Raw genomic sequence first — 19,210 nt, 5'->3', positions numbered from 1 at the left:
TTTTAACTTTTCATATCATCAGGATGTTTTTTAGTCGTTTTATCATTTTTTCCTACATATTTTGATCAAATTTGTTTTAATACGCCTATTCAAAGACCTGTTAATATATTTTATTACGTATTTTTAGCTTTAAGCACCGGCTTAGAAAGCTCTAGGATTATTTATGCGTCACTTTCATTATATTTGGGCTAGCTTTTTATCTTTAGGATTAATGTCTCCTGTATTTGCACAGGATTCAGTCGATCCTGCTGAGCCTCACGCAACATCGGAGCTAGATTCTACTACAGCGCAAACCTCTCCTACCCCCCCCCGTCTTGAAGCTCTCAAAGAATTAAAAAATATTAAAGCCAAAGATTTGAAAGTGGATGCAAGCGCAACTCAACCTGAAAACCAGAAAGATCCTTTACAACCTTTAAATAGACAGATTTTTGCTTTTAATGAGGTATTAGATCGTAACGTTGCCCGCCCTCTTGCGATTCAATATAAGGAAAAAGTCCCTAATGAAGTACGTGGCTCTTATCGCCAGTTTCGTAAAAATCTAGGGGAACCATGGAATGCAGTAAACCAGTTGATTCAAGGCCGTCCACTTCGTGCCGCAGAATCTTTAGGTCGCTTTACCATTAACACTCTAACTACCCTAGGCTTTGCCGACCCTGCTCGTCGTATCGGTTTATATACAGAAGAAGAAAATTTTGGTACCACGCTGGGTTATTACAGTATTCCTTCTGGTCCTTATCTAGTCCTGCCTGTGTTTGGCCCTAGCACTTTCCGTGATACTTTAGGTCTGGTTGTCGATGGTCAAGCCCGTCCCCAAAAGTATATTTTAGAAGATCATGATGAGCTGTACTGGAGTGAGCAAATACTACGCGGTATTGATGCGCGTTCCCAGCTTTTAGACATTGAAGATGTTTTACAAGGTGACAAATATGCTGCAATCCGTGATATTTATTTACAGCGTAAAAGTTTCTCCATTGCTGAAAAGAGAGGTCTAGAACCTGAAACTATGTTCATTGAAGACGATCAGGACAGCAATGAAGATCAACAAAGTAATCCTGATTCATCCAATGATGAAATCCAAGAAGATGACGTAGACACTACAACCAAATAAATCGTATCTATTTAATAGCAATATGATCAGTACAACATCTTCCTTTGCTGATCATTAGATTGTTATAGTACAACTCTAGATGTTACCCATTTAAGGATCATACAATTTCTTTATGTATTTCATTCAACCGACTCGCAATATTCCTTATTTAGATCAGGTACTCAGTGCACTTCCCGGTGTGCAAATGATTCACATAGATGATATTAATTTATATGATCCGACAATTTTAGCGATTGCTGATGTACAAGACTATCTGACTTACCAATGGTCACTCCCGACCATCGTCCTGGCTTTTGAAAATGAAGGGACGGCATTGGCTCAGGCATGGGAATTGGGTGCTTTAGCCGGCTGGATCTGGAACAAGCTGCCACGTGATCCGGAAGATTCCTTATTAAAAATTGATGCTCAATACAAGCGTAATCAGGATAGTCGTGACCTGCCTTCAGCGGCAGAATTACAAAAACGTTTACTTCCCAACCCCCTAGAATTAATAAATTATAAGGTTGAAACCCTGTTTCAACCTTCTGCCTATCTGTCTGGTGACTGGTACGATTACTGGAAAATCAGCGATAAAGAAATCATGTTTTATCTGGCCGATGTTTCCGGACATGGTGTCACCAGCAGTCTACTGACATCCTGGATGGCGGCTTTTCATGGGCGATCCAAAACACCACGTGAATTAATTAAAAAGCTGAATGGCATGCTGGTTCAGGAAAACATCGAAAAGCACATCACCATGATTGCAGGCGTTCTTAATTTAGAAACCCATCAATTACGCTGGTCCAGTGCCGGACATTATCCACCCGCCATTATCTTTGAACCCAATCAGCCGCCTAAAATTTTAAACACCAGCAGTTTCCCTTTGGGGCTGACTGAAGACCTGGAAGTGGAAGAGTTCGAATGTGTGCTGAATCGACATGCCCGGTTTATTATTTGTTCAGATGGTGCACTGGAACCGTTTGATGGCGGACTAAATGAACAATTTGAAAAATTAGTCTTTCATTTGCAGAATCAATCCTTTCAGGCCCCTGAACATGTGGCAGATGATATTGCTATCTTAAGTTTACGCCGAATGAATTAATCATATAATCAATACGTTAACTTTCAACTAAGCAAACTACGACTGTTGGCTACTTGAGTCTGTAGTGACCCTATGTGATAATTTTAGAATCCTTCTCTGCAAATGGCATTTATATGTCAACAGGTCATGTTGAATATGCAAGCTTGAATGGAACGCATATTTTTAAGCTTATTGGCGAAGTGCGTGCCCAATCTTGCATCAGTCTAGACAAACTCCTTAGTAAAATTGAACAGCAATCGAATGTCGTTGGGGCAATTGTAGATTTGACCCAAACCACATTCATTGACAGTACTGTTTTGGGCATTCTGGCCAAGCTTGGTTTAAAGCTGAAACAGACCCATCAAATTCAGGCTGTCATGTTATCTACTAATCCCGATATTAGTACCTTGGCCAATAGCATGGGCTTGGGACAGGTCTTCGTGATTTTAAATTACTGCGGTGATCCGAAAGTATGCACCCGTGAATTAATGGAAGAGCACATTACCCATAACGCCATGTTAACCACTGTTTTAGATGCACATAAAACATTGATGAAACTGAATGAAAGTAACCAAAACATGTTTGAACCTTTGGTGAAACAATTACAAAAAGAACAAGACACCTTAGAACAAGTGTCGCAGCAAAACGCATAAAAATGATGATTTAGAGCTCATACCATGACTTTACTCTCTGTTATACAAATGAATTCCCAGGATGATATTGAAGCCAATTTCATCGTGATCGAGTCATTGATACAACAAAGTAAAGCCGATGGTGCAGAGCTGATTGTTTTCCCGGAAAACTTCATCTGTTTTGCCGGTGGAAAACAACGCGAGACTGCAGCACAGTTTGAAACCCTTCAGCAACGTCTGGAAAAACTGGCCCATCAATATCAGATCTGGATTGTGGCAGGCACACTTCCCTGCCCATTCCGTCCGGATGGCTCCGTCATTACAGATGGTCGTGTACGTACCGTCAGTCTATGTATTAGCCCTGAAGGGACTGAAGCACGTTATGACAAGATTCACCTGTTCGATGTACAAGTGGGTGATGCTGTCGGTGGATATCAAGAATCCCGGTTCTTTGAGCCGGGTACCGATGTAGTGGTTGCCAAAACACCATTTGGCAATATTGGGCTGATGGTGTGCTATGACTTGCGTTTTCCTGAACTTGCCTTAACTTTACGTCAGCAAGGTGCAAACATACTGACTGCTCCTGCGGCATTTACCTATACAACTGGACAGATGCATTGGCAATTGCTACTACAGGCGCGTGCGCTGGATAGCCAATGTCAGGTTTTGGGAGCAGCTCAACAAGGCTGGCATGGTGAAAAACGCCAGACTTGGGGTCATGCCGGTGCAAGCAATAGCCGCGGTCAGATTCTAGATATGATTACCCACGAAGGAGCAGGCTTGATTACCGTTCCTTTTGATCTGGCTGAGCAAGAGGCTATTCGTAGCTCCATGCCTTTAATTCAACATCGTAAACTGATCAATTATTAAAATCTCTCATCTTCTACACGAAATTTTTCTTCTATAAAAATTACAAAATCACTGCTTATTCTTTCATCAAAATCCCACACGATAACAGCTCAATTCACTGTACAGGGATCATAACAATGCCTTTAGAAAAAGCGGTCTATACAGCAAAAGCAAAAGCAACTGGCGGACGTGATGGGCGTGCCACTTCATCGGATGGAATTTTAGATGTGAAACTAGCCGTGCCTAAAGAAATGGGCGGTTCTGGTGGCGGCACCAATCCTGAACAACTGTTTGCCGCAGGTTACTCAGCGTGTTTTTTAGGTGCAATGAAATTTGTTGCTAGTCGCGATAAATTGAATATCAGCAAAGATGCCTATATTGAAGGTGAAGTGGGTATTGGCCCTATCCCGACAGGTTTCGGCATTGAAGTGAAATTAAATATTCATTTAGAAGGTATGGATCAGGCCGAAGCACAAAAACTGGTGGATGCTGCGAATATTGTTTGCCCTTATTCTAATGCGACACGCAATAATATTAATGTAACGTTGAATGTGATTACGTGATTCAAATACCAATCTATCCTAAAATAAATCAAGTAATTTTAGGATAGAGTCTATTGTTCACCCTCGATTCTCTCATCTACATAAGCTATATCTACTGATCTGATTCAACCAGAAAAGCAGGGTAAATCTCAGGTGAATCTAGCCATTCAGAGTATACCTCAAACTAACTGAAATTTAAAAAATTTTATTAAGAAATGCTTTGCTGAAAAAGTTTTAACAGCATCATTAACAGATATAAAAAGCTTAAAATCTAAGATATTTTTACTTTAGAGATGATTCGAACTTGGCAGAAGTTTTATGAAAATGAAACCCAAAGTAATCTGGGTAATCTGACTATCCTATTTCGTGCTCAACTGATAAAAAAATTGCTGAGCTTTACTAAGTTCAGCAATTTATCAAATCATAAACAGAAAACAGAGCTTGGTTTTAGTCCGCCGCTTCATTAGTAACACGCAGCACTTCTTCTAAAGTGGTTTTTCCTGCCAGTACTTTGCGTAAACCATCATCGCGAATTGAACCGGACTGTTTACGTGCATAGCTTTCCAGCTCATATTCGGCCGCATTGCCATGAATCAGACGGCGCATTGGTTCATCCACAGGTACAATTTCATAAATGGCGGTACGACCAATAAAACCGGTATGCGAACAATGATCACAGCCTTTAGGTTGCGGCAACTTCAGTTCAGCACCAACTTCTAAATGACGGAAAATTTCAGTTTCAAAAGCATCCGCCTCATGCCAGGTTGCACAGCGCGAGCATAAGGTACGTACCAAACGCTGCGCGATCACCCCAATTAAGGAACTAGCTAGCAAAAATGGTTCAATCCCCATATCTTTTAAACGGGTGACTGCACCAATTGCTGTATTGGTATGCAGAGTCGAAAGCACCAAGTGACCAGTTAAGGATGCTTGCACTGCAATCTCGGCCGTTTCCAGATCGCGAATCTCACCCACCATCACCACATCAGGATCCTGACGCAGCATGGCTTTTAAAGCACGGGCAAAGGTCATATCTACTTTGCTATTAACTTGAGTCTGCCCAATCCCTTCCAGTTGATACTCAATCGGATCTTCCGCAGTCAAAATATTTTGTGAGCCATCATTTAAATCTGACAAGGCAGCATAAAGTGTGGTGGTTTTACCCGAACCGGTAGGCCCGGTCACCAAAATAATGCCGTGTGGACGATGCACCAAATGAGTCAGTCGCTCATAATCAGCTTGCATCAAACCAAGATGAGTCATATTCAAACGTCCGGCTTGCTTGTCCAGCAAACGCATTACCACACGTTCACCATGCGATGATGGCAAGGTTGAAACACGGACATCCACCTCACGTCCTGCCAACCTTAAAGAGATGCGGCCATCTTGCGGAATACGTTTTTCGGCAATGTCCAGCTTGGCCATAACCTTAATCCGCGAGACCAAAAGTGGTGCCAGTTCACGACGTGGCTGCACAATCTCGCGCAGTTGACCATCAACACGTAACCGTACCGACAATTTTTTTTCAAAAGATTCAATATGAATATCCGAAGCACCGACCCGAATGGCTTCAGACAATAAGGCATTGATCAGTCGCACAATCGGTGCATCATCTTCCTGATCCATCAGGTCTTCAGCTTCCGGCACCGAATCTGCCAGACTGAGTAAATCCGGATGATCTTCCAGACCCGCTGCCACTTGTTGCGATTCACCGGTATCACCGGCAAAACTGGAACTGAGCAGCTGATGAAATTCCTGTTCAGAACACAACTGATGCTGTGCCGGATGGCCTAAATATCGGCGTGCTTCCTGAATAGCCAGCAACGGCGTATTTTCACGGCGCACAATAAAAGCCTGATCACCCTCGTATCGAAGCAACACGCCATGACGCTTGGCAAAACCATAAGGTATTTGTAATTGTTTAAGTATTTGCATCAAAGTTTATAATGATGAATAAATTGATTTGAGTGTACTCTAAGCATCTGGCAGCGTGAAGTCTGTTTTTACTGATTAAGCAATAAAGGAAATGTGCCGTTGTCTAAAAACAATGAATTGATTGAATCAGAACACCCCCATTTGAAATGGTGGGGTGAATATCACTTTGAATTAAATCAGCCCAAAGCCTGGCAATTTGGTTCATTGCTGTTTCGCCTGACCCGTGGTCTGCAAGAATGGCGTCTGGAATATCATCGTCCACAGGTGCAGTATGACTATGAACAAAAATGGCATGAAATTGAAGATCCCAATTTTGCCTTTCCGCAACCGGTGAAAATAGAACGTTACATGTTCAAGTCAACGCAGCATAAAATACAGCTGATGCCGCGTCTGGCTGATCGCTCGGTAGTGATTAAACCGGTCGATCCGATTTATATTCCGGCAGGACAGCGCGGTACGCTGTATATCAGCACCCCGTTATGGATTGCAGGCTTTGTCGAAAGCCAAAAAGACCCGCTGTTTGATATTCCGGTGATTCTGCCCAAAGACACCTGGTTCGGGCCCAATCATCGTATCGGTGAAATTTGTTATGCCACCGCGGTTGATGGCCGTACTGAACTACATCAGCTCAAGCCACGTGCTTTTCGTGCGGTTACACCGATTGAGTTTCATAATACCAGTCATCAGCAGTTACGCTTTGACCGCATGAATGTGCCGGTTTCTGCCCTACCGCTATTTTATAGTGAAAGTACCGGTCGTTTATGGACCTCACAGATTAAGGTACTGCATGAAGGTTTGGATAAACCTCCGCGCATTCGCATTGAAAACCGCACCCCTCCTCATGCGGGTGAAGTGATGTATGTCCATCCACCACGTGAACAGGCAAGTGCATTGTTCAACATGTTTGATTCATTTTTCTAGGGCGGCAATATGGCAGATTCGAATATCCCAAAAGAAATTACCAGCAGCCTCAAAAGTATTTTTACCAATATCAACACAGAACGCCTGACTGAAATTATCGTTGCCATCGTACTGTGTCTTATTGGCTTTTTAATTGCACGTTTTGTCTCCAACACCTTTATCCGCACTGTTGGCTCACGCTTTAATGCCCATCAAAGTCTGGTTTGGCGACGCGGGATTTTTTATTTCATCTTCCTGGTTTTTGTGATGGCGAGCTTAAAAGAAGCTGGCTTTAAACTGAGTGTATTTTTAGGTGCGGCCGGTATTTTAACTGTGGCGCTGGGTTTTGCTTCACAAACATCTGCTTCCAACCTCATCAGCGGTTTATTCCTGATTGGCGAAGGTTCTTTTGAAATTGGTGACACGGTACAAATGACCCTGATTCGCGGCCATACCATTGAAGGTGAAGTAATTTCTATTGACCTGCTCTCGGTGAAACTGCTGACACAAGACAATGTCTACGTCCGCGTACCGAATGAACAGCTGATTCGTGCACCGGTCTACAACCTGTCCAAATTCCCGATTCGGCGTATTCCGATTACCCTGGCCATCAACTTTCATGAAGATATCATCAAGGTTCGAGAAGTCTTGCTGGATGTTGCCAATAAGTATCCGCTGGTTTTAGCGGATCCGAAGCCAGCGGTGACGGTTACCGCCTTCCGCGAATCATCCATTGAACTGTTATTTGCCATCTGGTGTGATCGTGAAAACTTTTTAAAAGTTCGGGATGAGATGCAAGAACGCATTCGTAATGGCTTTGTGGCCAATCAAATTGAAATTCCAGTCCCGAAAATGGGCTTTGTTGATCGCCCTGCGAATGCTCAGCCTTTAAATAATGAAGATATTGATCAATATACCAATGCCAAAGAAGTGAAGCGTGAGGAGAGGTTAAAATAATAAAATCCCTCCTAACCTCCCTTTCTTGCACTTCATTTAAAGCGGCGCTTTAAATTTGCTCAGGGAGGAAAGTCCCTCTTTTTCAAAGAGGAATTTAGGGAGATTTTATTTATTTGCATCTAAAGAAAAGAAGTTACCTCTCCTTCTCTTGCGCCATATATGGCTCAGGGAGAAGGTCGAGATGAGGGATTCGTATTTTCCCCCTCAGGAATCGGTGCAATATAAGAAATAATCAGCATCACAAAACCTGCGCCTAAAAATGAAATCACCCGGGTTAAGGTGCCGATATGCGACAGGTCGAACAGTACCAATTTCAAGGTCACCATGACCAGAATACTGCCACCCAGAATCCACACTGAACGCAACTGTTTTCGGCTGGCAATACTCATGGTTATAAAAGCCAAACCGACCCAGAGTAAGGTCAGACTCAGTTGAACGGTCGCATTTCCCCATAAAGCCAGTTCATTAAAAGGCGTACCCAAATATATGTGTAATGCACGCAGCACAATATAACTGCTGAGCCAGAGCAGGCTAAGCACCATCAACACCGCGACAATCCCTTTATCGAGACCGGTTTTAATTTGCAAGGACAACATCCAGATAAAACCCGCCAGCATGGCAATACTGACCAGATCAAAAGGATTAATGATCGGCAAGATATAGCCCTGAAAAGCCTGCTGGGTAAACAGTTGTGAGCAGACGATCCAGGTGGCCATCAGCAGCAAACTGCTACGTGCCTGCCAGAATATTTTCCAGTCAGGATTATTCACTTGCCAATAACACCAGGCACAGAAACCTAAAGGCAAGATCACCACACTGATATAAGGCATGCTCGGCACAAAACTTAAACTGGCCATCGCCAGACTGGTCAGGGTGCCAAAACTGACCCACTCTTTTTCATTTCGCACGCCTAGCAGCGGACGCAGCCACAATACGGTTAATATCAAGCCTGATAAAGCAAAGCCAAAGCGGTCAAAAGCCGAATCCCAAACAATCATCCCGTGCTTGCTCTGATCAATCACAATAATCAGGGCAAAAACAAACACCGGAATCAGCCCCAGCCATTTTGGAAATAGCCAGGTCCAGGTGGCTTTGCAACGCAGTATGACTTCATTCATCAGCAGATATACGCTACTCGCAATCAATAGCGTCATCACCAGTTGATCCGCACTGTCTATTGCATCCAGCAATAAAACCAGCAACATGGTGGTGGCCGAGAGCATTTGCAAACAGTGAAAAGCGATGGTTGAATTACTTAATTGCTGTCTAAAGGATTCCCGACTATTCGCCACCAAGACCACAGCAAAATAACTTAGGCACAATCCCCAGTACATTTCACGTGGAAATTCATTCAGCTCGACCAGGTAATAAAAGCTGGATAAACCGGCCACAATCAGTAAGCCCATGGCAAGATAGCGACTGATCTCCGACTGGCGATACAAGGCATAGAAAAAAATCACCAATCCTTCTACCGCCCAGCCAATCACGCTCCATTGCTCGGTTAAAAGAATAGGCGGAATTAAGGCCAGAAAAATCAGCATTAAACTAAAATAGCTTTGTGAAATCAGCTGTACCGCCTGATTACGTCTAGACAGTTGATACAGGCCTGCATAAACAGCGGCAAAGGCCAAACTGCTACCCGCTTGCCACCACCTTTCTTCAAAATGGATTAAGTAAATAAAAATATAACCAACGATGGGTGCGGCAAAAATCAGGGCAATATCCAATACCGGTTTGAGTTTAAATTGAGCCAGATCTTCTTTGGCCATGAGCTGGCTAAAACGAAAACTCAGCCAGACAAAGATTGCCGTATGCACCCAGACCAATAAGGTTAAAGCATTCTTTTCCTGTTCTTCAGCCTGATAAAATGCATATCCCCCTCCGACAATGACCGTCATTAAAAAGGCGATTTGATTCAGGATTTTCCAAGGACGCAGGGTACTTAACACCACCACAGCTAGATTAATCACCACATAATAAGTCATCAATTCAGTGGCGGTTGCATTACGGACCGGCAAGGTAAAAGGCGCAATATAGGCGATGATCATTGCCATGAGTGCCAGTTCTACCGACTGCTGTTTTAGGCTTAAGATCAAAGTTAGACCCATGATGAGGGCAAAACACAATCCGGCGATGGCTAGCGTCGGGATCACCGCATTGTAATAGGCAAAGAATAGGGTCAAGAACAAGGCCGCTAAACCCAGACCTTCCAAAGCCAGGGCAAAACTGCGATTTTTAGTCTGTAGCCTATAACCCAGTACAGTTACAGCCCCACTCACCCCTGCAACGATGGCCAGTTTCGCAGCAAGACTGAGTTGCCAATGTTCGGTGGCAAAACGTAGCAATAACACCACCCCAATCACCAGCACCAGGATGGCCACTTTTAAAACCGGATTACCTTGAAAAATCCATTGCTGTAGCTGATCCATCAGTCCAGATGCAGGAGATGGCATTTGCGTCGTAGGTTGTTGTACAACTGGATTTTCAGCAGGCTGATAAACAATGGTTTCGGTGGGCTCGGTTTGTACTGAATGAAAGCGTGCCTGCACCTGATTTAATAAACCTTCTAAATGGCGTAGCCATCTGAGAAAGAAAAAAATCCAGATGGTAATGCCCAGACCAATCACAAAACCCCAATCCATGACACCGCCCACAATAGCGGTAATGGAAGCGAGATAGAGCGGTACTTTAGAGGTTTCCTGAACAGTCAGATCGGCATTTTCTGCAAGTTGCATTGCCGGTGTCTGGATGGCATCGACATATTGCATCAGGCTCATGGCAAAGGCCAAGCCACAGAGATAGGTCAATAGCTGTGCTTCCAGAAACCAGGCTCCAACACCCACAATAATCAATACCATCAGCCAAATCATCCGGATTTCGCTCTGCTCTTTCCGCATCTTATCTCGATCTCAGTCCCTGTTGATTTGATGATACAACAGCTCTGCCCTTGATTTTTAAGCATTCATCAGATATTCGGTAACATGCAACTTTGATCAGGTGTCTATGTTCAGGTGAAAAATCACGTACAATAAGGCCGATATTTGAATTAGGAATCTTTCAATGCCACCATTTGTTTTGGTCGATGGCTCATATTTTTTATTTCGTGCGTACCATGCACTGCCACCACTAACCACTTCTACGGGTTTACAGACCAACGCAATTCGTGGTGCCATTTCTGCTATTCAAAAATTGATGCGCCGTATCCAGCCTACACATATGGCAGTGATTTTCGATACGCCTGAACCGACGTTCCGTCATGCACTTTCACCAATTTATAAAGGTGACCGTCCGAGCATGCCGGATGAACTGTCGCAACAGATTCCCTATCTTCATAACCTGATTCGTGCTTTGGGCATTCCTTTACACACCCTTCCAGGCGCCGAAGCAGATGACGTCATCGGCACCCTGGCTAAACGTGCAGAAGCTAAAGGTTATCAAGTGCTGATTTCTACCGGCGATAAAGACATGGCTCAATTGGTCACCGACAAAGTGACTTTAGAAGACAGCTTTAAAGACAAGCCGATGGATGTCGATGGCGTGTTTGAGAAATTTGGCGTATGGCCAAACCAGATTATCGACTATTTGACCTTGATGGGCGATGCTTCGGACGGTATCCGTGGCGTACCGGGTGTGGGTGCGAAAACCGCTGCCAAACTGTTAACTGAATACGGTTCCATTGGTGGCATTTTAGAAAATGTCGATAAAATTAAAGGTAAAGTCGGTCAGAGCATTAAAGACAATGTTGAAGGCATTACCCTGGATCATCAGCTGGCCAGTATTGTCTGCGACCTGGAAATGGGTCTTTGTTATGAAGATCTGAAAATTTGCGATCCGAATGTGGAAGAACTGCGCCGACTCTATACCGAGCTTGAATTCCGTAACCAGTTACAGTCACTCGACCACCCCAACAATCCAAACAGTTCAGTTTATAAACAAACCTCTAAAGTGATTGAAAAATCTGCGCACTCAGAAGTCGTAATTGAAACTGAAGATGAGGCAGAGCTGACCAGTGTAGATGATCAACTCGGCAAAGCCACTTATCATACCGTTTTAACTCAGGCTGACTGGGATCAGCTTTTCCAGCGTTTAAGCAGCAGCAAACGTTTTGCCTTTGATACCGAAACAACAAGTCTGGATTATCGTGTGGCGGAAATGGTCGGCTTTTCACTGGCTTTTGATGCCAACGATGCCTATTACATTCCGCTGACCCACGACTATGAAAGTGCACCTGAGCAGCTGAATCGTGAAATCATCCTGGCGCAAATCAAACCAATTTTAGAAAATCCTGCGGTTGAAAAAATTGGCCATCATCTAAAATACGATGCCCATATCCTGCAAAATCATGGTATTGAACTGCAAGGCTGGTATTTCGATACCATGCTGGCATCTTACGTTTTAAATTCTGTGGCGACCCGTCACGGTATGGATGATGTTGCTCGTGTGTATCTGAGCCATTTGACCACCACCTTTGAACAGATTGCAGGCAAAGGTGTTAAACAGAAGACCTTTAACCAGATCGAGATTGAAACTGCGGCACATTATGCTGCGGAAGATGCACATGTGACTTATCGTCTATACGAGGTATTGTCGAAAAAGTTACAGGCCATCCCTGAGCTAAACAATATTTTGCATAATATTGAAATGCCGGTAGCCCGTGTGCTGACCATTATGGAAGAAAATGGCATTGAACTGGATCTGAAGTTTTTAGATCAATTGAGTGTGGATTTTTCCAATACCATTCAGAATCTGGAAAACCAGATTACCGAATTGGCAGGTCAGCCGTTTAATGTCAGTTCACCGAAACAGGTCGGTGAAATCCTGTTTGATAAACTGGGGCTCAAAGGCGGCAAGAAAACTTCGACCGGCCAATACAGCACCAGCGAAAGTATTCTGGAAAAAATCGACCACCCGATTACCGATTTAATTCTGCAATACCGTGGTCTGTCCAAACTGAAAAGCACCTATACCGATGGTCTGCAAAAACAGGCCAATAATGACAGTGGTCGTGTGCATACCAGCTATCATCAGGCTCTAACTGCAACCGGACGTTTGTCTTCAACCGATCCTAACCTGCAAAACATTCCTGTGCGTGAAGAAATTGGCCGTCAGATTCGTAAAGCCTTTATAGCGCCTGAAGGCCGGGTTTTACTGGCTGCCGATTATTCACAAATTGAATTGCGTTTAATGGCACATCTTTCCCAGGATGAAGCCTTGGTTGATGCCTTTAAGCATGGTCAGGATGTACATCGCCGTACCGCTGCCGAGGTTCTGGGTATTGCACTGGAAGATGTGACCAATGACCAGCGTCGTCAAGCTAAAGCTGTAAACTTCGGTTTACTCTATGGCATGTCTGAATTTGGTCTGATTCGTCAATTGGGCTTTACCCGGGAAGAATCACAAAACTATATCAAGCAATATTTCCATCGTTATCCGGGTATTTATGAGTATATGCAACGTACTCGTCAGGTAGCGCTGGAACAAGGTTTTGTGGAAACTATTTTAGGCCGTCGTCTGTATACGCCTGATATTGATGCGCGTAACATGATGGTACGTAAGGGCGCCGAACGTGCTGCCATCAATGCGCCATTGCAAGGAAGTGCAGCCGACATCATTAAACTGGCCATGGTTGAAGTGGATAAAATGTTGCCTAAAGACCAAGCCAAAATGTTACTGCAAGTACACGATGAATTGGTGTTTGAGGTAGATGCCGATATTGCCGATGAACTGGCACCGAAACTGGCTGAAGTGATGCAATCGGTGGTGAAACTTTCAGTACCATTAATTGTAGAAGTCGGTAAAGGCAATAACTGGGATGAGGCGCATTAAAGAAATAGAGATTTCCCTCTCCTTTTAGGAGATGAAGACTCTCGGAAATATATTTCGAGTCTGCAAGGGAGAGGTTAAATTTTATAATAGCCCTCTCTCTTGCGTAGCCGTGCTACTCATCTCCCAGAGGGAGAGGAACTGTCAATATTTTCCATAGCGCGTTTTAACAGACAATAAAAAAGGACTCGATGGAGTCCTTTTTTATTGTTTAGATTTTACTGTCTAAACTTTAAAGCCCAGTCAAAAGCACAATCGCGACTTCATTCATAATAATTTCAGCAATATACAATGCCAGAAATGCAATGATTGGCGACAGGTCAATCATGCCCATATTCGGTAAAATACGGCGGAACGGTGCCAATAATGGTTCTGCCAGTTCCTGAATTACTTCAATATAGGGTGAGCGAGATTGGGTAAACATCACCACCCAGCTTAAAATAATCGTTGCAAAAATTAAGTAACGACAGAAACGGATCAGGTCCTGAATCATGGTGACAAAGGTTAAAATCACCAGATGCACCGGACTGTTCGGCATGGCACCTGAAAGATACATCACCCCAAAAATTTTGAGTAAATATAAAATCACCACCAAGGCCAAGGCTGCCAAATTGACACGACCTTTTGCCACCGTGGGGAAAATACGCCCAAAAACATCGACAATTTTCGTTGCTTTCACCGTAGACATCACTACCGGATTATAAGCGTTCACTGCTGCAAGTTGCATGAGAAAACGGAAGAATACGAGCAAAATCGCTACGTTAATGATAATGCCAAAAATCAGCGCCGAGTTTGCACCCATACTGGAACTTTCCTAAATAAAAACGAGTTATTTGCTACTTTCACTTAGCTCTTGAGCAAGTTCTTGACTGCGCTTTTGGGCTGCAGCCAAAGCGGCCTGAATATTTTGAGAGATTTGCGCACGATCGAATACTTCAAGTGCAGCTTGAGTTGTGCCGTTTGGAGAAGTCACATTTTTACGCAATTCAGCTGGTGAATTTGCACTGGTAATCGCCATTTGTGCAGCACCCAAAGCTGTTTGCAGCGTCAAAGCAGTGGCCACTTTTTCATCCAATCCCAGGTTTTTACCTGCGCGAATCATGCTTTCCATCATATAGAAGAAATATGCCGGACCCGAACCAGACACCGCAGTGACTGCATCAATCTGTTCTTCAGAATTGACCCAAATGGTTAAACCTGTTGCCGCTAAAACCTGGCTGGCAAGTTCACGGTCTTGGGTATTCACAGCATCAGTCGCATATAAACCATGGGCTCCGGTTTGAACCAAAGCCGGTGTATTCGGCATCACCCGGACAATTCGATTTGTATCTAATAAATTGGCAATCGTGGCAATTTCAGCCCCCGCCACAATCGACATCACCAGTTTGCCTTCAAACAAACCTTTAAGCGGTTTTAATACACTCGCCAATACTTGCGGCTTCACTGCGAAAAGTACGATATCGGCATCACGAATGGCTGCAGCATTGTCATCGGTTACGTGTAGATCTTTTTCTGCTAATAAAGCACGTACTTTTTCTACCGGATCTGAAACTGTAATACGAGTTGGAGGCAAACCGCGCGAAATAAGTCCGCCAATCAAGGCTTGCGCCATATTGCCGCCGCCAATAAAACTAATATTACAATTTAAAGCTGCACTCATGAATCATACTCGACTTAGAATTTTTTAACTAAGAGATCAAATTTGGTTGCCAACCACCGACTTCACAATATTCAGAGTGAGCTAACCAAAACCCTTTCGGTGTAAAAACACCAAGCATAACATTATCTATGCTTAATATTTGAATTCTATGACGCTGCCAAGGAAAAATTTGTGCTTCCTGAATGGCTTTTTTTAACGGCCAGGCTCCCACCCGCCCATATAAATGGATTTTTTCTCCACCTTGACGCATCACCAGATCCAGTTTTTTACCGAGCAATAATGCTGACAAGCCTATTGCTGCAGTTTCAGGAAAATATTGACCTGAGAGGACGTCAACCTTTTGCCCCAATTCCAGCTGGATTGTTTGTTCTGAAATATGGCTTGCATTTTTTTCAGCCAGATATTCTTCAGCACTTAAACGGAAAAGTTTTTGCTGGTAACGCACATAATAAAACTGGTTCCAGTGCAATGCTGCTCGTGCATCCGACTTAGAATTAACCACTTCTTGCAACAAGCGTTCCACCATCTCGAAGCTGGGGCGATAGGTATCCTGCCCTTTCATCCATGCCGATAAAAGCTGTCTTTGCCGTGCTGTGGATAGTTGGGATAATTCTGTTAAATCCAGTTCAGTGGCCGATCCACAAGCAATTAAATCCTGCTGTAGCACATCCAGCAAAATGTCTTCTGCATCCTGCATTAAATAGCTAGTTCGGCTGAGTGCCTGCTGCATTTTCGGATAGCGATTTTGCAACATAGGCCACAGCTCATGACGACACCAGGCCCGATCATAATGGGTATCTAAATTGGTGGGATCTTCAATACTTTGCACATTGAGCTGTGCTGACCATTGGCCAATCTGCTCACGCGAAATATCCAGCAGCGGTCGCCAAATGGTGAATTGCTCACGGACATCAAGCTGTTTCATGGCAGCCAAGCCATGCACCCCCGCACCTGAGAGCAAGCGCAAGATTAAGGTTTCCGCCTGATCTTGCTGGTGATGGGCCAGTACCAAAATTTCATGGGGCTTTAAATGCTTGGAATAAGCCTGATAACGTGCGTTGCGTGCCTGATGTTCTAGGTTCCCCTCTTGCACTTCAACTGCTTCAACAATACAGGGTACATTCAGCACTGCACATTGATCAGACACAAACTGACCCCAATCTGCACTGATACTTTGCAATTGGTGATCAATATAAATGGCACGGATTTTTTTGGGAAATAAATCAGACATTAAATGCAGCAGCAGCATGGAATCCATGCCACCACTACATCCAATCAAGAAAGTGCTCTCTGGAGGAAAGCACTGAATTTGCTTTAAGACGCTAGACCGGAATTGTCGCTGCCAAACTTCATTAAACGCTGGTAACGTGCTTCGCATCTTTCATTCACATCCATCGATTGCAATTCTTCTAAAGCTTGTTGTAACACATCTTTAAGATTTTGCATCACTTGTTCAGGCTGTAAATGTGCACCTTCACCTTCATCCACTACATATTCAACAATACCCATTTTTTTTAGTTTTTCAGCAGTCAATGCCAAGGCTTCACTGGCTTGTTCAGCTTTTTCAGCTGTTTTCCACAAAATGGATGCACAACCTTCAGGAGAAATCACTGAATAAATACTGTGAGATAGCATGATTACACGGTCTGCTACACCAATACCGAGTGCACCGCCTGAACCACCTTCACCAAGTACGGTTGCAATTACCGGAACTTTCAGGCTTGAAAGTTGTGCAAGGCTAGTGGCAATGGCTTCTGCCTGACCGCGTTCTTCCGCACCTACACCTGGATATGCACCCATGGTATCAATGAAAGTAAATACCGGCAGGTTGAAACGTTCAGCCATGTCCAGCAAACGCTGCGATTTACGGTAGCCTTCAGGATTACTCATGCCGAAGTTGTGTTGCAATTTTTCACGAGTGCTGCGACCACGATGTTGCCCAACAATCATCACCGGCTGACCATTAAAACGTGCCAAGCCACCGATCATTGCACCATCGTCACCAAATACCCGATCTCCATGTAAAGCATCGAATTCAGTGAAGATTTCACCAACATAATCCAAGAATTGCGGACGTTCTGGGTGACGTGCAATTTGAACCGTTGTCCATGCTTTAGATTGAGCAGCTTTATTTTTCATAGGTCGACCATTATCCCTAAATTAACAATAACTTGTTAACCAATCACTTGTTAATAGATAAATTGTTCCGACTGAATATTCAATTCAATATCCCAATGCTTAAACTGCACCTGTTCATCATGCAAGTCTGCTACAAGCAAAGGCCATTGTTTGGCATCGCCAGAAACGCTGAGTTGCCATTGTTGCTCATTGATGACACTTAATTCAATGGCAGGAAGCATCTCATCACTACGACTATGATTCAGCAAAACGGCTAATCGTAGCAATAGACATAAGTACACAAGTTTGCTACCACCGACTTTTGAGACATCCACACGGGCATCGCCACGAAGTTTACGACGATGATGAGCGACCAAATGTGACAAATGATTTTGGTCAATTTGCGAGAAACCCGGAATATCGGAATGCTGCAATAAATAGGCCCCATGGCGATGGTAACCACTGTGGCTAATCGCCAGACCAATTTCATGCAGACATGCAGCTCGACGCAGTAAGTCACTGTCATCATTGGTTAAATTTAGAGATTTCGCGACACCATTAAACAATTGCTGCGCCGTATTGACTACACGTTCGGCCTGTTTGGCATCGGCGTTATAGCGTCCTACTAAGGCATGCACAGAACGGTCACGAACGTCTTCATGCTGGAAACGCCCCAGCAAGTCATACATGACCCCTTCACGTAGCGCGCCATCTGAATACACCAGTTTATTCAAACCCAGCACTTCAAATACAGCATATAAAATGGCAACGCCTGCTGGCAAAACTGCTCGACGGTCTTCTTTTAAACCATCAAATTCCATTTCAGTAACATGCTTATATTTAAGCAGCTTATCTTTTAGTTTTTCCAGGCCTTCACGGGTGAGCTCTTCTTTTTCATTGCTCCAGCCCATATTGACGGTAATTTGACGACAAGCCTTAATGGTTCCGCTGGAACCGACCACGGTATCCCAGCCTGCTGCTTTATAAGTATTGGCAATACCGGATATTTCCTTGCGTGCTGCAGTCACGGCTTTGTCAAAACTTTTCTGGTTGATCTCACCATCCATAAAATAGGCTTTGGTAAAGGCCACACAGCCCATTTGGACAGATTCAGTGTGAATCGGCTCGAAGGCTTCACCAATAATCAGTTCAGTTGATCCACCACCAATATCAATCACCAGGCGACGGCCACTATTGGCCATGGTATGTGATACGCCCAAATAAATCAGACGGGCCTCTTCACGACCGGCAATAATTTCTATCGGTTTGGGTAATATTTCTGCTGCTTTTTGAATGAACTCATGGCCGTTTTTGGCCTGACGCAGAGCATTGGTGGCTACAATACGCAACCGGTTGGGCTGTACAGAACTTAAACGCCCGACAAAGCGTGCCAGACAGGCTAGACCCCGTTGCTGCGCCGCCTCAGTCAAATTTTTATTTTCATCTAAACCAGCGGCCAATTGTACTTTTTCTGACATTGAAGCCACTTTTTTTACTTCGCCATGATCTACACGTGCTATGGCAAGATGGAAACTGTTCGACCCCATATCGATGGCAGCAAGTAACTCTTCATCAATCAAAAAATCAGACATTATTCAAACAAACCTATAAGAATTGTGCTTAGAG

General features: G+C 43.9%; 16 protein-coding genes. 9 read left to right on the top strand and 7 right to left on the bottom strand.

What is annotated here, in order from left to right; all coding sequences use genetic code 11:
• Nucleotides 1-163 precede the first annotated feature (163 nt).
• From WAE57_RS09850 to WAE57_RS09825, 6 genes are all read left to right on the top strand, one after another.
• Nucleotides 164-1,108, top strand: a complete 945-nt coding sequence (locus WAE57_RS09850) for a VacJ family lipoprotein (RefSeq protein ID WP_337710513.1) — start codon at nucleotides 164-166, stop codon at nucleotides 1,106-1,108.
• Nucleotides 1,109-1,220: 112 nt separating this feature from the next.
• Nucleotides 1,221-2,189, top strand: coding sequence for an RsbU family protein phosphatase GigA (gigA, locus tag WAE57_RS09845; protein ID WP_237787956.1), 969 nt, complete (start codon nucleotides 1,221-1,223; stop codon nucleotides 2,187-2,189).
• Nucleotides 2,190-2,302: 113 nt separating this feature from the next.
• A complete protein-coding gene (gene gigB, locus WAE57_RS09840) occupies nucleotides 2,303-2,821 on the top strand; it encodes an anti-anti-sigma factor GigB (RefSeq protein ID WP_086175766.1) in 519 nt (172 codons plus the stop codon).
• Between the two features lie 24 nt (nucleotides 2,822-2,845).
• Nucleotides 2,846-3,670: a carbon-nitrogen hydrolase family protein gene (locus tag WAE57_RS09835; protein ID WP_237787957.1), complete on the top strand. Its 825-nt coding sequence runs from the start codon at nucleotides 2,846-2,848 to the stop codon at nucleotides 3,668-3,670.
• A gap of 116 nt (nucleotides 3,671-3,786) precedes the next feature.
• Nucleotides 3,787-4,212, top strand: a complete 426-nt coding sequence (locus WAE57_RS09830) for an organic hydroperoxide resistance protein (protein ID WP_337710512.1) — start codon at nucleotides 3,787-3,789, stop codon at nucleotides 4,210-4,212.
• Nucleotides 4,213-4,484: 272 nt separating this feature from the next.
• Nucleotides 4,485-4,658 (top strand): DUF4951 domain-containing protein, encoded by a 174-nt coding sequence (locus WAE57_RS09825; protein WP_330848225.1) that lies wholly within the window; start codon nucleotides 4,485-4,487, stop codon nucleotides 4,656-4,658.
• Here WAE57_RS09825 and gspE read toward each other — a convergent pair.
• Nucleotides 4,639-6,126: a type II secretion system ATPase GspE gene (gene gspE / locus WAE57_RS09820; protein ID WP_337710511.1), complete on the bottom strand. Its 1,488-nt coding sequence runs from the start codon at nucleotides 6,124-6,126 to the stop codon at nucleotides 4,639-4,641. The genes WAE57_RS09825 and gspE overlap by 20 nt on opposite strands.
• A gap of 99 nt (nucleotides 6,127-6,225) precedes the next feature.
• Here gspE and WAE57_RS09815 point away from each other — a divergent pair, with 99 nt between their 5' ends.
• Both WAE57_RS09815 and WAE57_RS09810 read left to right on the top strand, forming a co-directional pair.
• Nucleotides 6,226-7,047, top strand: a complete 822-nt coding sequence (locus WAE57_RS09815) for a hypothetical protein (protein WP_337710510.1) — start codon at nucleotides 6,226-6,228, stop codon at nucleotides 7,045-7,047.
• Nucleotides 7,048-7,056: 9 nt separating this feature from the next.
• Nucleotides 7,057-7,983 carry a mechanosensitive ion channel family protein gene (locus WAE57_RS09810; protein WP_337710509.1) on the top strand — a complete coding sequence of 309 codons (927 nt, stop codon included), beginning with the start codon at nucleotides 7,057-7,059 and terminating at the stop codon, nucleotides 7,981-7,983.
• 164 nt (nucleotides 7,984-8,147) lie between these two features.
• On the opposite strand, the gene WAE57_RS09805 is transcribed toward WAE57_RS09810, so the two are convergent.
• Nucleotides 8,148-10,880 carry a DUF2339 domain-containing protein gene (locus WAE57_RS09805; protein ID WP_337710508.1) on the bottom strand — a complete coding sequence of 911 codons (2,733 nt, stop codon included), beginning with the start codon at nucleotides 10,878-10,880 and terminating at the stop codon, nucleotides 8,148-8,150.
• A 163-nt stretch (nucleotides 10,881-11,043) separates the two neighbouring features.
• Between WAE57_RS09805 and polA the strand changes: the two genes are divergently transcribed.
• Nucleotides 11,044-13,809, top strand: a complete 2,766-nt coding sequence (polA, locus tag WAE57_RS09800) for a DNA polymerase I (RefSeq protein WP_337710507.1) — start codon at nucleotides 11,044-11,046, stop codon at nucleotides 13,807-13,809.
• A gap of 229 nt (nucleotides 13,810-14,038) precedes the next feature.
• Here polA and WAE57_RS09795 read toward each other — a convergent pair whose 3' ends face one another.
• From WAE57_RS09795 to ppx, 5 genes are read right to left on the bottom strand one after another with little or no spacing between them, the layout of a single operon-like run.
• Nucleotides 14,039-14,608, bottom strand: a complete 570-nt coding sequence (locus tag WAE57_RS09795) for a YggT family protein (protein ID WP_086175774.1) — start codon at nucleotides 14,606-14,608, stop codon at nucleotides 14,039-14,041.
• Nucleotides 14,609-14,635: 27 nt separating this feature from the next.
• Entirely contained in the window at nucleotides 14,636-15,466 is an 831-nt protein-coding gene (proC, locus tag WAE57_RS09790; protein ID WP_337710506.1) for a pyrroline-5-carboxylate reductase, read from the bottom strand.
• 28 nt (nucleotides 15,467-15,494) lie between these two features.
• The gene (gene tilS, locus WAE57_RS09785; protein WP_337710505.1) at nucleotides 15,495-16,844 is read right to left on the bottom strand and encodes a tRNA lysidine(34) synthetase TilS; all 1,350 of its coding nucleotides are present in this window, start codon (nucleotides 16,842-16,844) and stop codon (nucleotides 15,495-15,497) included.
• Nucleotides 16,781-17,605: an acetyl-CoA carboxylase carboxyltransferase subunit alpha gene (locus WAE57_RS09780; protein ID WP_237787967.1), complete on the bottom strand. Its 825-nt coding sequence runs from the start codon at nucleotides 17,603-17,605 to the stop codon at nucleotides 16,781-16,783. Before WAE57_RS09780 ends, tilS begins: the two co-directional genes overlap by 64 nt.
• Before the next feature lie 50 nt (nucleotides 17,606-17,655).
• Entirely contained in the window at nucleotides 17,656-19,176 is a 1,521-nt protein-coding gene (gene ppx, locus WAE57_RS09775) for an exopolyphosphatase (protein WP_237787968.1), read from the bottom strand.
• Nucleotides 19,177-19,210: the final 34 nt, after the last annotated feature.

The organism is Acinetobacter sp. NS-4 (assembly GCF_037402435.1).
Lineage (GTDB): Bacteria > Pseudomonadota > Gammaproteobacteria > Pseudomonadales > Moraxellaceae > Acinetobacter.
Note: the sequence above shows the minus strand (reverse complement) of the source record. Positions and strands in the feature narration are given on the sequence as shown.